Annotated in this window: 10 protein-coding genes; 8 read left to right on the top strand and 2 right to left on the bottom strand. The window is 40.8% G+C overall.

Annotation, left to right across the window (positions count from 1 at the left end):
- Positions 1 to 124: 124 nt before the first annotated feature.
- A complete protein-coding gene (locus tag J0M37_13330; GenBank protein MBN8586067.1) occupies positions 125 to 391 on the bottom strand; it encodes a hypothetical protein in 267 nt (88 codons plus the stop codon).
- 862 nt (positions 392 to 1253) lie between these two features.
- Between J0M37_13330 and lexA the strand changes: the two genes are divergently transcribed.
- The 6 genes from lexA to J0M37_13360 all read left to right on the top strand — a co-directional run bounded on the left by lexA (position 1254) and on the right by J0M37_13360 (position 9644).
- Entirely contained in the window at positions 1254 to 1874 is a 621-nt protein-coding gene (lexA, locus tag J0M37_13335; GenBank protein ID MBN8586068.1) for a transcriptional repressor LexA, read from the top strand.
- Positions 1875 to 2966: 1092 nt separating this feature from the next.
- Positions 2967 to 4286, top strand: a complete 1320-nt coding sequence (locus J0M37_13340) for a DNA polymerase IV (protein MBN8586069.1) — start codon at positions 2967 to 2969, stop codon at positions 4284 to 4286.
- Between the two features lie 38 nt (positions 4287 to 4324).
- Positions 4325 to 5191, top strand: a complete 867-nt coding sequence (locus tag J0M37_13345; GenBank protein ID MBN8586070.1) for a tetratricopeptide repeat protein — start codon at positions 4325 to 4327, stop codon at positions 5189 to 5191.
- Between the two features lie 73 nt (positions 5192 to 5264).
- Positions 5265 to 6239 carry a DUF58 domain-containing protein gene (locus J0M37_13350; protein MBN8586071.1) on the top strand — a complete coding sequence of 325 codons (975 nt, stop codon included), beginning with the start codon at positions 5265 to 5267 and terminating at the stop codon, positions 6237 to 6239.
- Positions 6240 to 6376: 137 nt separating this feature from the next.
- Positions 6377 to 7414 (top strand): hypothetical protein, encoded by a 1038-nt coding sequence (locus tag J0M37_13355; protein ID MBN8586072.1) that lies wholly within the window; start codon positions 6377 to 6379, stop codon positions 7412 to 7414.
- A 154-nt stretch (positions 7415 to 7568) separates the two neighbouring features.
- The gene (locus J0M37_13360) at positions 7569 to 9644 is read left to right on the top strand and encodes a T9SS type A sorting domain-containing protein (GenBank protein MBN8586073.1); all 2076 of its coding nucleotides are present in this window, start codon (positions 7569 to 7571) and stop codon (positions 9642 to 9644) included.
- A gap of 152 nt (positions 9645 to 9796) precedes the next feature.
- Here J0M37_13360 and J0M37_13365 read toward each other — a convergent pair whose 3' ends face one another.
- Positions 9797 to 10681: a 4-hydroxy-tetrahydrodipicolinate synthase gene (locus J0M37_13365; GenBank protein MBN8586074.1), complete on the bottom strand. Its 885-nt coding sequence runs from the start codon at positions 10679 to 10681 to the stop codon at positions 9797 to 9799.
- Positions 10682 to 11151: 470 nt separating this feature from the next.
- Here J0M37_13365 and J0M37_13370 point away from each other — a divergent pair, with 470 nt between their 5' ends.
- Together J0M37_13370 and J0M37_13375 are read left to right on the top strand one after the other, a co-directional pair.
- Positions 11152 to 12663, top strand: coding sequence for an aldehyde dehydrogenase family protein (locus tag J0M37_13370; GenBank protein ID MBN8586075.1), 1512 nt, complete (start codon positions 11152 to 11154; stop codon positions 12661 to 12663).
- Between the two features lie 270 nt (positions 12664 to 12933).
- Positions 12934 to 14805: a M1 family metallopeptidase gene (locus J0M37_13375; protein ID MBN8586076.1), complete on the top strand. Its 1872-nt coding sequence runs from the start codon at positions 12934 to 12936 to the stop codon at positions 14803 to 14805.
- Positions 14806 to 14819 lie beyond the last annotated feature (14 nt).

A 14819-nucleotide genomic window follows, 5' to 3' on the forward strand; every position in this document is an offset into this window, starting at 1 on the left:
TTCATTTTTTACAGAATTTTTGGTAAACCAAAAAGCTAAAATACGCTTTTTTGATGTTTTTTTCAATTTAGAAAATAGTGGATATATGGTAAGGATTTTCGTGGTTTTGGCTGGATTCCCGTCCTCAATCCAGAGAATCATACTGCACAATTTCCCATTTAAGGCTTTTGTGGTAAAATGAAAGCTCGCATATCAGGGATTCATCCTCGCATATAACGGTAAAGTGAGTTTTAAATCCTTCTTCATTATCCGGCAGCCGCCATGTATTGGCTATGCGGTGTACTTTGTACACGCGCCTATCCCACTTGAACTTAAGGATATCAACCTTTGAGTTGTGGAAATACGAAATTACCTCTATGGGTTTATATACCTGGTTTTGTATGTAGGTCATAACTAACTGATATCAAATATCAAAGCTCAAATGCCAAAAAGAGTTTGTTTTTTTTAGTGCCGCGTTCAGCCTTGTCATTCTGAACGAGTGAAGCGAGTGAAGTCACGAAGTGCTCTTCTATATCTAGTCGATAATTTTAATGTGAATATAATCTCCACATTCAATCAATATAAAATCCAACTTTAAAAATAACGCTCAACTCCCCTGGATCCTTCCTTAGCAACAAGGCAGGCGCTGCGCTCAGGATGACAATACTTTTTATCAGCCTTGTCATTCGGAACGAGCAAAGCGAGTGAAGTCACGAAGTGCTCTTCTATATCTAGTCGATAATTTTAATTGCATGTTGAAACTTCACATTTCAATTAATATTAAATCCAACCTTTATATAATACGCTCAACCTCCCTGGATCCTTCGCTTCGCTCAGGATGACAATACTTTTTATTAGCCTTGTCATTCTGAACGAGCGAAGCGAGTGAAGAATCTAGACGACGATATTTAAGTTTGGTGAATCATCACATTAGTCAAAACTACAATCAAACTTTATATAATATCACTCAACTCCCCTGGATCCTTCGCTGCGCTCAGGATGACATGTTTTACTCACGACCCCGTCAGGGGTCGTACGTTTATAGAAAGGATATGCCATTATCTCACGACCCCGTCAGGGGTCGCATGTATTGCAAAACTGCAAATCCCCGTTCAAAATTACCCTGTAAATCCCCCTCAAAAAATTCCATTATTTCCTGCTTGACTTCGCTTAAAAAATACTGTATATTTATACAGTGTAAATTTATACAGTATATTTAAACCCCCTCCGGCTCCCCCTTTAAGGGGGAGGGCTGATAAGGGTAAAGAGAAAAAATGAAAAAACTCACTAAAAACCAGCAAAAGGTTGCGGATTTCATCAGCCGGTTCACAAAGAAACATTTGTATTCACCCACATACAAAGAGATCGCTGAGCATTTCGGGGTGAACGTTAACGCCATTCAGCAAACAGTAGCGGCGCTTATAAAAAAGGATGCCCTTGAACGCTCCGAAGGCATTGCGCGGGGCTTAAGGATAAAGCCCGCGCCTGATGCGGAAATACTTCACGGTAGCACGGCGATGATAACCATTCCCTTATACGGCAGCGTAGCTGCCGGCGAGCCCATCTTTGCCGATAACAATATAGAAGGCTACATAACGGTTGATAAGCCCCAACGCTCCGCAGGCGAGCTGTTTGCCGTTACAGTCCGCGGCGATAGTATGACCGATAAAAAGATCATTGAGCGTGATAAGCTGATAGTGCGCAAACAAAACACGGCAAACGACGGCGAAATTGTTGTTGCCCTGCTTGATGATGAAGTGACCGTAAAGGTGTTTAAGAAAAATAACGGTTCACCCTACCTTCAGCCGGCTAATAATAAGTATGACCCGATACACAGGCCGTTTAAGATACTTGGTATTGTTGTGGGGCTGACACGGGATTTTACAGCAGCGTAACATGCTTTTGCTTTTGTAGAGACGTCCCGCCGGGACGTCTCAAGGCAGCGTAACGCTCTCTTGAAAATTATCGACTGGATTTAGAAGAGCACTTCGTGACTTCGGTCCGTTCAGGATGACAATTTTTCTGTCATGCTGAACTTGTTTCAGCATCTGTCAGAATACCCATTGGATAATGAAATCAGGAAGCAAGTTTTTAGAATGGAATTAATAAATGTTAAATTGATAATTATTGAATCCGAAGGTAGACCCTGAACCAAGTTCAGGGTGACAGGCAATTTTTTCACCCTGCAGCATAAGCAGAAAACTCTCCCGCAAAGATTTCTGCCTGCCAAAACGCACCTGCGGGTGCGTTTTGAAGGGGTGAGAGTATAGCATATTCAGCTGCTTTTATATGATGATCTTATTTCATAGCTCAATGTTCTGTTAAAAATTATCGTCTAGATCCTTCGCTGCGCTCAGGATGACAATACTTTTTATTAGTCTTGTCATTCTGAACGAGCGAAGCGAGTGAAGTCACGGAGTGCTCTTCTATATCTAGAGGACGATATTTAAGCTTGGTGAATCATCACATTAGCAAAGCTGCGATCAAGCTTTATTATAATACGCTCAACTCCCTGGATCCTTCGCTGCGCTCAGGATAACAATACTTTTTATCAGTCTTGTCATTCTGAACGAGCGAAGCGAGTGAAGTCACGAAGTGCTCTTCTATATCCAGACGACGATATTTAAGCTTGGTGAATCATCACATTAGTTAAAGCTGTGATCAAGCTTTGCATAATACGATCTTCGCTCAGGCTGACAAGGATTTACGTAAATATTAACAATGGTTCAATGACCCCGTAGGGGTCGCACATATTCCCCTCTATAGAGGGGTGGCACCGCCGCAGGCGGTGACTGCTTGTCCCGCCATAGCGGGAGGGTGTGTGGCAATAATTTTACAAAGATTATTTTATTCCACACATAAAACGCTCTCTAAAAAATTATTGTCAGGCTGAAAATCAGGAGACGTCCCACCGGGACGTCTCTACACTAAAGCCATTTCAATCACACATTGCACCCCTTTCCTCTTAGGATAGGGGTGAGGTCATAATGAATACAGCAAAAAATACAGGTAAAATAAGTTCATCATTCTTTATCCCCAGAGATGCCTCGCGTTCTGCGCATCTTTTTAAAAGGATAAGGATGATGCCGCTGTATTCCTTCCCCCACCACAAAGATCTTGGCAACACCACAGGCGCAAACCGCAACAAATATTTCATACATCTTGATCTTGACGCGTTTTACGCGCAGGTAGAGCAGCGCGATAATCCAAAGCTGCGCGGCAGGCCTGTCTCAGTAGGCGGCGGCGAAGGCAACAAGGGTATCGTGATGACAGCAAGCTATGAAGCCCGGCGTTACGGCGTTGATATAGGCATGTCTGTAGTTGACGCGAAGCGGCTCTGCCCTGAGCTGATCTCCCTGCCCTGCTACGGCACAAAATACGAAGCCGTCCTGCAGAGCATTCTGTATGAAATATCAAAGCTGCTGCCTGAAGACTGCATTGAGCAGTACAGCGTTGATGAATGCTTCCTTGATATTACGCCCGTGGCCCCTGATTATTTTAAGGCGGCAAAGCTTGCATGGCAGATAAAAAAGCTTATCCGCGATAAAGAAGATCTAACGGCATCTATCGGGCTCTCGTTCAATAAATCCTACGCCAAAATGGCCACAAAGTTCAACAAGCCTGACGGGCTTACAATTGTGCGCGAAGAGAACCGTGATATGATATACCGCCTGCCTGTAAAAAAGATGTGGGGCATAGGCCACCGTATGGAAATACGCATGCACTCCCTCGGCATACGAACAATTGGCGAGCTGGCGGAATCCAATTTCCATGCCATACATAAGGAGTTCGGTATCAACGGCGTTATACTGCGCAAAATTGCGCGCGGCGAAGATACAAGCGGCATCGCCTCGGGCGATACCCCGCGCGTTGAAAAATCATTCACCCACAACCACACGCTTTCAACCGCAATATATGAAAGCGACAAGGCTGAGATGGAGATCAAACGGATGACAGAATATGTATGCCGCAGAATGCGCGCGAAGGATCTGATTGCCGATCATGTGGGACTCTCGCTCCGTTACGAAGACCTTGGCTACCAGGGCGATAAGGTAAGGCTTTGCCATGCAACCAACAGCGAAAAGGAGCTTTTCCATAATGCTATGGAAATTTACCGCAGGCTCCCCCAGCCGGGTCCGTTATACAAGATAAGAACATTCGGCATCTTTGTTTACGACCTCTTCAAGGTCACAGCTTACAATCTCGACCTTTTCAACCGCGATCATCTGATACCCTATAAGCAAATTGACCTGCTGAAGGATAAGTACGGTGAAAATATAATCCGTATGGGTTTGGGCAATAGCTGAGCACACTGATTTTTGCGAACTTATATAAAATTGTGTACTTGAAAGCCTTTTACGCCGTCGTTGGTGTTTTCACCAACGACAAAATCCATAAAGGTCATACAGCAATAATTAAACTTGTAACCCACATTATAGGAAAAACCCGTTCATTGATAGTTTTGCTGAATATTGATAATTTTGCATTAATTATTAAACTAATCATTCAAATCCCGTTAAAAACTATGCAAAAACTGAAGATCCTGTTATTTATCTTAATTCCCGCCCTGCTGTTAACAGCATGTTCAAAGGAATCAGAAGATTCAATTCTGCTTGCAGCTAAAACAAAGCTTGAAGAAGCAAAAAAGCTTGATACGGAAAATAAACCGGAAGATGCCAAAAAAGCATACGGTGAAGCTATTGAGCTGTATAAAAAGTTTTTGAAAGAATACCCGGCATCGCAGAAAGCTCCTGAAGTTTACAGCAGCATTGCAAAAATTTACGTGGATAATTTAAAAGACTATCCCAATGCGATAAAGCATTACGAAGAGCTGATACAGAAACATCCCGGAACAAAAGAATCAAAATACGGCATGTTCATGGTAGCTTTTATTTATGATGAAATGCTGAAGGATAAGGAAAAAGCAAAAGCCAATTACCAGAAATTCCTTGATAAATACCCGAAGGATGAAGACCCGAACGAAAAAATGAGCGAATCAGCAAGAATGATGCTGCAAATGCTTGATGAGAACAGGTCAATTGAGGATATTATCAAAAATACACAGAAGGATACTGTAAAGACAAATACGCCTAAGGAAGAACCGAAGAAAGATGATGTTAAGAAAGAAGATGTAAAAAAGGATGAAACGAAGAAAGAAGCACCAAAAGATAATCCTGATTCAAAACCAACAGATTCAGACACAAAAAAATAAGTTCTTTAATTAAGAAACAAATTAATAAAAAACGGAGTTATATTAAAACAAATAATATAACTCCGTAATTATTTTGCAGACCGACTATAAAAAATTCCTTCAGCCCCGAGTAATATCAAAGCTGGCAAACATAGAGCTGAAAGCTAAATTTGTTGTGGAAGGTTTTATTGCCGGTTTACATAAATCTCCCTACCACGGCTTCAGCGTGGAATTTGCAGAACACCGCCAGTATATGCCGGGTGATGACCTAAAATATCTTGACTGGAAAGTCCTTGGCAGAACCGACCGCTACTATATCAAACAATTCGAAGAAGAAACAAATCTAAAATCATACATAATAGTAGATTCAAGCCGCTCTATGCAGTTCCGCTCATCTGATAGCGGACTTGGCACCTCTTCCCCGTTTGGCAAGTTTTTCAGAAAAAAAGAACAGGTAAAAGCAGAGACAAAAAGCAGTATTTCAAAGCTTGAATACTCTACTTACATAGCTGCATCACTGGCAGTGCTTATGAATTTTCAGAAGGACGCGGCGGGACTAGTGGTTTACGATGAAGCCGTTAAAACATTCATACCGCCAAAGGCTACCAGCCAGAACCTTAAGCTGATTTTAAATCAGCTTGCATCAATTCAGCCTTCAGGAAAAACCAATACGGCTTCTGCATTGAATCTTGTTGCGGAGCGTATTAAGCGGCGCGGACTGGTAATTATCTTCAGCGATCTCTTCGATGACCAAACTGCGGTAATAAACGCGCTAAAACATTTCCGCTACAAACGGAATGAGGTTATAATGTTCCAGGTTTTAGACCCGGCTGAAATGAATTTCGCGATCGACTCACCCACTATATTTAAAGATATGGAAACCAGCAAGGAAATGCTTTCGCAGCCCATCTCAGTTATGAATTCATACAAAGACGCTGTAAAGGAATTCATCGATAACTACAGAACAGCCTGTCTCTCGAATAATATTGATTATGTGCTGCTTTCAACTGATACACCCTTTGACCAGGCATTACTTGGATACCTGAATAAACGTAAAAGATTACTTTAACAATCGTTTTAAGCATATTCATTAGTAGACTTACCGGAAATAATCTCAATTTATCCCAAAATTTTAAGTATATTTGATTAAACTTTTCAGGATTTTTAATGTCTAATTTATAGAAAAGTAGAAAAAATCACAAATTTATGCAATATGCATTTAATAATACTGTTTATTTCAGCAAAATAACTTTGTTTATTGCTGTTTTTCTAATTTCCCGGTTAACATTCTCCCAGAACCAGGATAGTTTACTCGAAAAAATTAGGAACATCGATGTATCCCTGAATGAAGCCCCTGACAGCGAGGAAAATCTGTACATGAATACTGTTTCATTCCAGTCTTTTTATGATGTGCTCTCACCAATGGGCGAGTGGATTCAGATAACGAAGGAAGACATAGATGAAGACCTGAGCGATGGCGAAGGTGAAGGCAGGTATTCTGCTTATTATTACGATGAAGATGACTTCCTTTATATCTGGAAACCGCAGGTTACCGGTGACTGGAAACCATACTCAAACGGGAAATGGGAATATACAGATCATGGCTGGTTGTGGGTATCAAATGATAAATGGGGTAACACAACATACAATTACGGCAGGTGGTGGAACTCACCCAAATACGGATGGGTTTGGCTGCCGGGATACACCTGGGCTCCCGCCTGGGTAAGATGGAAAGTATCCGGCGATGATAAATATATCGGCTGGGTGCCGCTTACGCCAAAAGCAAAATGGAAAAGCGAATCAGGCATTACTGAAAAGAATTACAACTACACCAATAAAGATGCTGACTGGGTTTTTGTAGAAACAGGTAACTTTGCAGGAGAGATAAACTCAGCTTCAATTAAAACTGTGAACGAAAATTCAGCACTGGTAAAAAATTCAGTAAATATAACAGATATCAAAACCGAGGATGATAAGATTATCACTAACGGACCGGATGTAAACCGCGTAGAAGAAAAGAGCGGCAAAAAATTCGGCAGGAAAAAACTCAGGTTCTCTAAAGAAAATAAATCAGCATTGATAGGCGATAATGATATCACTGTTCCAAAAGAAACTTTTGACCGCTCAAACGGACATAAATTTCAGAAAGGAAAGCCCGGTAAATTTACAAAAAGCGAAAGAGTTAAAAAAATCATTCGCAAGAAAAAGCCGAGGAACTCTCCCCCTCCAAACAGAAATAAATAAGTATAACAGATCCCGTTCTTAAACGGGATTTTTTATTTCTTCACCTTTGTTAAACATTGAAATACCATCATTTTAAAACTATATGCTATTAAACATTATAGTATAAATATATATAGATTGTTACAATCTCATTTTTGCCATAATTTCGCGTAATATGAAAAGAATACTTCTGATTTTAATTTTAACATGCACATCTGTATTTGCACAAAACCTGCACCAGCGTTTTGACGGGATGGATTTTATCATCAACGGGAATAATTCTCTAAACCCGTTTAACGGGGGTATCGAGATACCCAGATACCAGTTCATAGATATTGATGGAGATAATGATCTTGACCTCTTTATTTATGACAGGGATACCACATTAAATTTCTACAGAAATGAAGGTAATGCAGGTGTACCTGTATTCAGGCTAAACACAACCCGCTATCAAAACCTGAACATACGCAACTGGTTCAAATTTGCAGATCTTGACGGCGATAACGATATCGATCTCTTCTGCGGCGGTGATTCACAGCGAGTACGCTACTACAGGAACATAGGCACAATATCAAATCCAAACTTCACTCTGCAGCTTTACGGGGTAAAGACTGATCTAAATGATTACATGGGAAGTGAATCAGCAAGTGTGCCAACAATTGTGGATATTGACGCAGATGGTGACCTTGATTTTTTAACGGGAAGCTCAACAGGAGAAATTACATATTACCAGAACATAGGAAATGCGCAGAACTTTAACTTTAAATTTATAACATCGCGGTTTGCGAATATTTTAATTGTCGGCGGAGCCGACGATCCGAGGCATGGGGCAAGCTCAATAACTTTTGCGGATATTGACGGTGATAATGACAGGGATCTTTTCTGGGGAGATCTTTTCGGGTTAAGCATTTATTTCATCCGCAATACAGGCTCAGCATCAAGCTTTAACTGGAATGTAATTGATACAAACTCTCCCCCGCCGAATTACTATTTCAGCGGCGGTTTTAATATGCCAGGGATCCACGATCTTGATAATGACGGGAAGAATGATTTTTTTGTTGGCGTACTGGTAGGTTCAAAATCAGTTGATAATTTTGTTCATTTCAGGAATATGGGTCCATTAAATAATCCCGTTTTCACAAAGGTCACAGATAATCTTATCTTATCTGCAGATATTGGTGCTTACAGTTACCCCGCATTCGGTGATATTGATAATGACGGCGATAAGGATCTCTTCATGGGCTGCGGCAATTCAATTGGATTTTACAGAAATACCGGGACTGCTTCAATACCCGCATTTAATCTGGTAACTGATAGCTTACCGCTTAATGTAAATAATTTCAATTATTCCGTTTCAATCGGAGATCTTGACGGCGACGGGAAGAAAGATTTGGTTGCAGGATTTTATTCACTGGCAAGGCTTCGTTATTTCAGGAATACAGGCACACTGGCAAACCCGGTCTTTACATATACTGCCTCACAGCTTGATACAATGAACCTTTCACAGGCTAGCGCACCCTGCCTTACTGATCTTGATAACGACGGCGATCTTGATATCCTTGCTGGCAATTCAAGCGGCAGGCTTACTTATTACAGGAATAACGGTTCAGCAAGCAGCTTCAATTACCAGTTTGTTTCAGGTAACTATGCAAATGTTAACGTAACCAATGATGCAGCGCCTTCACTGGGCGATCTTGACAGCGATGGTGATCTTGACCTGCTGGTTGGCAATCGCCTCGGTCAACTTGCTTTTTACCGCAATACGGGGAGCGTTTCATCACCTGCATTCACATTTGTTACATCCAATTATTCGGGTATAAATGCTTTTCAGAACTCAGTCCCCGCTATTGTTGATATAAACGGCGATACAGACCCCGACCTTTTTGTTGGAAACATCAAAGGCGGCTTGTACTATTATGAGAACTGGGATGTTTTCGGTATTCAACAGATCGGCTCTGAAATTCCAGGTTCCTTTTCATTGAGTCAAAACTATCCAAATCCGTTCAACCCGATGACAAAAATCATATTCAATATTCCCCAATACAAAGGAGTATCCGGCTCAGCCGGTGAGGTATCATTAATTATTTATGATATAACAGGTAAAGTAATTTCAACTCCGGTTAACCAGCCATTAAATGCCGGGACTTACGAAGTTGATTTTGATGCAGCAGATCTGCCAAGCGGAATATATTTTTACAAGCTTGTAAGCGGTGGATTTAGTGATTCAAAGAAAATGGTGCTGGTGAAGTAAAAAAAGCTGCCAAAAGTAAAAAATCAAAAGGCAAAAAATTTTACAAATAATTCCCAAACATGTCCTTCGGGGCGGATTGTGAATTAGAATATATAAACAGAACAAGGGGTTGCAACCCCTTGTTCTTGTAAATAGATGAAGTAAATCCAGGATTATATCAGCTTCAGATCCTGCAATACACTCTTCAGCTTTTCGCGGTTAGGCTTAGACATTTTGGTAAGCGGCAAGCGAAGGCTTTCTTCTATTTTACCCATCATATGCAAAGCAGTCTTAACAGGTATAGGATTAGACTCATAAAAATTAGCTTTCATCAGCTCAAACAATTTATAATGAAGCTCCTGCGCCTTCTTAAGATCACCTTTTAACGCTGCTCTTGTCAGGTCACTGTACTCTTTAGGCACTTCATTTGAAATAACGCTGATCACACCATCACCGCCTGCTGTAATAATGGGAAGCGTAAGTGAATCCTCGCCAGAGAGCACTGAAAAATCCTTTGGCCTGTATTTAATTATCTCCATTATCTGCTCGAGATTGTTTGAAGCTTCTTTGATCGCGATAACATTTTCAACTTCTTCGGCAAGCCGGAGTGTAGTTTCAGGCAGCATGTTTGATGCAGTCCGCCCCGGTACATTATATAACACTGCTTTTACGTCACACTCTTCAACAATTCGCTTAAAATGCTGGTAGAAACCTTCCTGTGTAGGCTTATTGTAATATGGACCTACAAGCAGAACAGCATCAGCCCCTACTTCTTTGGCATCGTGTGTGAGGTCGAGTGAATCAAGCGTTGAATTCGTGCCGGTTCCTGCAATCACCGGAACTCTTCCTTTATTCTCGTCAACAACAATTTCAATTACGCGGCGACGTTCATCACGGGTCATAGTGGCTGATTCACCAGTTGAGCCGCACGGCACAAGGAATTCAACCTTATTTTTAATTTGCCATTCTACAAGTCCCCTGAGTGATTTTTCATCAATTGTTCCGTTTGCCTTAAAAGGTGTTACTAAAGCTGTTCCTGTACCTGTTAATCTGGCCATATAAATAGAAAGAATTATTTTTATAAATTATACAAATTTAGTTTTAAAATAGAACTTAAACAATTTATAAAGGGATGTATGCTGGGTTTATCTTTCGTGCCACGAATACAGGTTTCATTAAACTGAATTAAATGATATAATTTTTAAAAACGATAGGTTTGCAGGATAACGATTTCGTGGCACGAATATCTTTTAGCTTTTTTTACTCGTTCCACGAAATTAGTATCTATAATACTTACATGTATTTGAAAATAATCTGTATACCCATGTTGGATGAACATTCTATTCTTGGCACGAGAGAATTGATTTATCTATATTACATTTAAATGATTTAAACGCATGTTTCAATGGAATTTTGAGAAAGAATTATTCATATTAAGAGTTGTAAATTTTGATTATTTTTGTAGATAATTTTAATAAAGTTGACCCTTCGACTCCGCTCAGGGTGACTATAATATGAGGATAACTACATGGCAGAAAAATATTTAAACTTAATAAACGGTGAATGGGTAGCACCTTCAACAGGCAAATATATAGAAAACCGCAATCCCGCTGATAAAGATGACCTTATCGGCTTATTCCCCGCTTCATCTGAAGAAGATGTAAACAAAGCGGTAGCAGCAGCTAAAGCTGCGTTTGATAAATGGCGTCTTGTGCCTGCGCCAAAGCGCGGCGATGTGCTGAAAGTTGTTGGCGATATGATGCTCGCTAAAAAAGATGAAATATCATTTGAAATGACACGTGAAATGGGTAAAGTTTTTGCTGAAACCAAAGGCGATACCCAGGAAGGAATCGATACAGCATATTATGCAGCTTCAGAAGGCAGAAGGCTTTTTGGTTTGAATGCTCCAAGCGAGCTGCCCAATAAAATGAACTTAAGCTTCCGTGTGCCTATTGGCGTTGGCGGATTTATCTGCCCGTGGAACTTCCCTATGGCTATTCCAACCTGGAAGCTCTTCCCTGCTCTTGTATGCGGAAATACAGCAGTGTTCAAACCTGCAGAGCTTACACCTAAAACAGCGCATACATTAGTAGAAATTATCGATGCGGCAATGCGCGAAGTACTGGGTAAAGATTATATCCCCGGTGTGATAAATCTGGTTCACGGCAAAGGCAGTGTTGTTGGCGAAGCCATCACTAACCATGAAGATATTGACTTGATCTCATTTACCGGCTCCACAGATGTTGGCAAACGTATTAATGCAGTTGCCGGCGCTTCGCTGAAAAGAGTATCACTTGAGCTTGGCGGCAAGAACGCGCAGATTGTAATGGATGACGCAAACCAGGAGCTTGCGCTTGAAGCGGTATTATGGGGCGCATTCGGAACCACCGGTCAGCGCTGCACAGCTACATCAAGGTTAATTCTGCATGAAAAAATTTATGATGAATTCATAAAAAAGCTTGTGGACCGTGCTTCAAAATTAAAGCTTGGTTACGGCAATGATAAAGGCATAGATGTGGGTCCATGCGTAAGCGAAAGCCAGCGCAACAGTGTTAATGAATATGTTCAGATCGGGCTGAATGAAGATAAAGCAAAGCTTGTATTGGGCGGTGAGTTTGCAGCAGAGGATTCACTGGTTAAAGGCTGGTTCTACAAACCGACAATTTTTGTTGATGTAACTCCTGAAATGAGAATTGCAAAAGAAGAAATTTTCGGTCCGGTACTTGCTGTAATTAAAACCACCGGCCTCGAAGATGCCATAAGGATACTTAACAATACAAAATACGGTTTATCATCATCAATATTTACAAACAATGTAAATGACGCGTTCACAGCTGTACGCGATATTAAAGCAGGCATTACCTATGTAAACGGCGCAACAATAGGCGCTGAAGCGCATATGCCCTTCGGCGGCGTTAAGCAGACCGGAAACGGCCACCGTGAAGGCGGCTGGACAGTGTATGATTTCTACACCGAATGGAAGGCTGTTTATATCGATTACTCAGGCAAGCTGCAAAGAGCGCAGATCGATAATTATTAAAACAATTATCAAACTACAATTAGCAATTAACAATTAGCCGGTTCAAACCGGCTTTTTTATAATACAATTAGAAATTCCCCTCTTGAAGGGGGCGGCTCGCCACAGTCGAGACGGGGTGTGTTATTAATTTACTTAATTCGATAAGTATGATCAACCTGAAACTATAATATATAATGTTGAGTATATAATATAAACACTACTAAAGTCCAACAATTATTAAATTTAACTTTAATTAAATTTAACTTATCATTGTAAATTCTAATAAAAATTATGCAAAATCCGCAAAAATACAAAAAAGGGGCATTTTTATTCAGTGCCGGAGTGATTTTCAATTTATTCATATCAGCGCTGCTGTTTCTGGGCGCTTCAGTTCTAACTGAGCGCGGCACATCCAACGGTAAGGTGCTGGTAGAGCTTTCAAAGGAAAAAGGTATCCAGGTAGTAGAAAAGCTCTGGGGTTTATATAAAGGCTCCGCAGGTGATGTAAGAGAGGATACTGAAACAGAGCTGAAAATGCTTGCTTTGTATGATGCCGTGGATTATGATCTTAATTTATCTTTTGATATCCCTGGCAGATCGATAAACGGAATTAACTACATGCGCATCCGCGCTGAAACTGATACCCTCCGGACAATATATGTAAACATTTATGATAACCTGAAAGTGGATAAAGTAAGCTTTCAGAATATGATGCGCACCGGAATTAATTACAGGAATGCAAGGGATATTCCTGAATGGTATGATGTATCTTATACACAAACGAAGAACTACCTTATTATTACAATGAAGGACAGCGATGTGCCTATGAAGGGTGATAACCTTGCCCTTAAAATTGAATATTCAGGCAAACCTGTTAAAAAAGGATTTGATTCATTTTCATTTAAAGAGCTTTACGGCAATATGTATATATATACATTAAGTGAGCCTAACTGGGGACCCGTTTGGTGGCCTTCAAAAGATTTTCCGGATGATAAAGCTACAATGAGCATGCATCTTAAAGTGCCAACAGGCATGAAGGGTGTATCCAACGGGCTGCTTAAAGATACAGTGCAGAATTCAGACGGCACAACAACATTCAACTGGGAAAGCCAATACCCTATCGCAACATATCTTGTAAGTATTGTAGTAGGAAATTTTGTTTATTGGGAAGATACCTACACTTCTCTTGACGGCAATAAACAAATGCCGGTAGTATATTACGCTTTTCCTCGTGATTCAGCCAAAGCACGTATTGACTGGAAGCCGACACCTGAAATGATTAAGGTGTTTGCTGAAAAATTCGGTGAGTACCCGTTCATAAATGAAAAATACGGTAACTGCCAGTTCGGCTGGACATCAGGAGCTATGGAGCATCAAACAATTACATCATACGGTTACCTGCTTATAACCGGAGATAACAGGTATGATTTTGTAAACGCGCATGAGCTTGCGCATCACTGGTTTGGCGATGCAGTAACATTAAAGGACTGGAAGAATATCTGGCTTAACGAAGGTTTCGCTTCCTACTGCGAAGCTTTATGGATGGAATACACAGGCGGCAAGACGGCATATATTTCTCACATGAAAGGTTTTGATTACGGTTATTTCAGCGGGACAGTTTACGCGCCTAAAGGCTTCATTGATAATCCCGCAATATACGCTACCATATACCAGAAAGGCGCATGGGTACTGCACATGCTGCGCGGAGTAATGGGTGATGAAAAATTCTTTGCTGCAGTAAGAGCGTATTACGATAAGTTCAAATATACAAATGCTGAAACATCAGACCTGGTAAGCGTATTTGAAGAATATCACGGCTCAAGCCTGGGTTACTTTTTTGACCAGTGGGTTTACAAAGGTACAGGCAGGCCTAAATATGAATACTCATGGAAATTCGAAGACTTCCAGGGACAAAAAGGCTCAGGCGCTTATACGGTCAGATTGAACCTGAAGCAGGTTCAGAAAGAAGAAGAGATAGATGTTTACAGGATGCCGGTCAAGATAACAGTTGTTACTGAAGCCGGTGATAAGGAATTTACAGTATTCAATGACCAGAAAGAACAATCAATACTGCTTACGGTTGATTCAACACCGAAGGAAGTATTGATAGATAAAGACAGCTGGATACTGAAAAAAGTAGCAAAGGGAACATACAAAAAATAATGGAGAGCTTCGTT

This window comes from Ignavibacteria bacterium (assembly GCA_017303675.1).
GTDB lineage: Bacteria > Bacteroidota > Ignavibacteria > Tepidaquicellales > OLB5 > OLB5.